We start from the raw sequence: 1,464 nt of genomic DNA, 5'->3' as shown, positions 1-1,464 counted from the left end.
CTTGAATGGGGACTTTTCCGGGATCGGAGACCGGAGATGTATAGAAAAATAACACAATAAAATTTTTTAAAAGAACTGCTTGTTTGATTTTCGATTTGTTCCTGAGTATGGTATACTGGTACTATCTATCAAAAAGGGCTGGGCCTGGTTTTATGCTTAAAGGAAGAATTGTATGATAGAAATCTATATAAGCAGTTCTTTTTTATGAGAAAAAGAAATCAGAAAGTGAGGAAGTATAATGAACGAATTGTACGAAGCGATTGAGAAGAAGATTAAGGCATCCGGATATCCTCGGGCTATTTCAGGAGCCGATGTGTATGATGATATTTGTGACCAGATTGAAGGTAAAGAAAACGGAGAATATATATTATTATCAAAATTTGACGAAGATGTCGTCTTTGAATATCATATCACCATTCAGGATGAGAACTTTAATCTGGGCATTTTGACGATGAAGACACCTGAAGGTGTATTTAAGGCAGATTTTGATGCAGAATAGAAACCGGATGGAAAATATATTTTATGATGGAGAGAGAAGATGAAAACTAAAAGAAAACGGATCGGTATGCTGGCATTCATTGTGATGATTGCTGTATTGATGATTGTGACGATGCAGACGCCGGGAACAATTGCAGATTCTGAGAATTATCAATGCCAGACATATGCAACAGTTTTTGCACTATTGCCGCCGGTGATCGCTATTGGATTGGCTTTGATCACCAAGGAAGTCTATACATCACTTTTGGCCGGAATCATTGCCGGCGGCCTGTTATATTCTAATTTTAACCTGGAGCTGATGCTGAACACGATTTTTTATCAGGGAGAAGGCGGCATGGTCATGAAGCTGTCGGATTCCTGGAATGTGGGTATTCTTGTATTCCTTGTGATGCTTGGCATTTTGGTCGCACTGCTCAATAAAGCCGGCGGCTCTGCTGCTTTCGGCGAATGGACCACGAAGCATATCAAGACAAGAGTCGGTGCTCAGATTGCGGTGATTGCCCTTGGTGTAATGATCTTTGTGGATGACTACTTCAATTGTCTGACAGTGGGAAGTGTGATGCGTCCGGTGACGGACCGACATCAGGTTTCAAGAGCCAAGCTGGCTTATATCATTGATGCGACGGCAGCGCCGGTCTGCATTATTGCACCGATCAGTTCATGGGCTGCGGCTGTTACATCTTCTGTGCCGGAGGAGGCCGGTATTAACGGATTTTCTGTATTTATTCAGACAATTCCATACAACTTATATGCAATTCTGACATTATGTATGCTTTTGGCAGTGACCATTTTAAAAGTTGATTTCGGTCCGATGAAAAAGCACGAAATGAATGCCTTTAAAGGCGATTTATTTACAACACCGGGAAGACCGTATGAAAGTGATGAGGAAGCAATAAGCAATGATAAAGCCCATGTGATGGACCTTGTTTTGCCGGTTGCAGTGTTGATCGTCAGCTGTATTGTGGC

2 protein-coding genes are annotated in these 1,464 nt (G+C 41.7%); both read left to right on the top strand.

Annotated features, from left to right (window positions below; translation table 11 throughout):
• Window positions 1–238 precede the first annotated feature (238 nt).
• Complete coding sequence (locus tag WMO25_RS17950; RefSeq protein ID WP_015512852.1) at window positions 239–499, top strand: hypothetical protein; 261 nt, start codon at window positions 239–241, stop codon at window positions 497–499.
• 39 nt (window positions 500–538) lie between these two features.
• A partial coding sequence (locus WMO25_RS17945) for a Na+/H+ antiporter NhaC family protein (RefSeq protein ID WP_349086584.1) occupies window positions 539–1,464 on the top strand: 926 nt, incomplete at its 3' end.

Origin of the sequence: Coprococcus intestinihominis, assembly GCF_040096555.1 — a bacterium.
GTDB classification, from domain to species: Bacteria; Bacillota; Clostridia; order Lachnospirales; family Lachnospiraceae; genus Coprococcus_A; species Coprococcus_A intestinihominis.
This window is presented reverse-complemented; position numbering and strand designations above follow the sequence as displayed.

Bases quoted from the DNA above. Each gene is read 5' to 3' on its own strand.
- WMO25_RS17950 (WP_015512852.1), top strand. From the start codon at position 239: ATGAACGAATTGTACGAAGCGATTGAGAAGAAGATTAAGGCATCCGGA.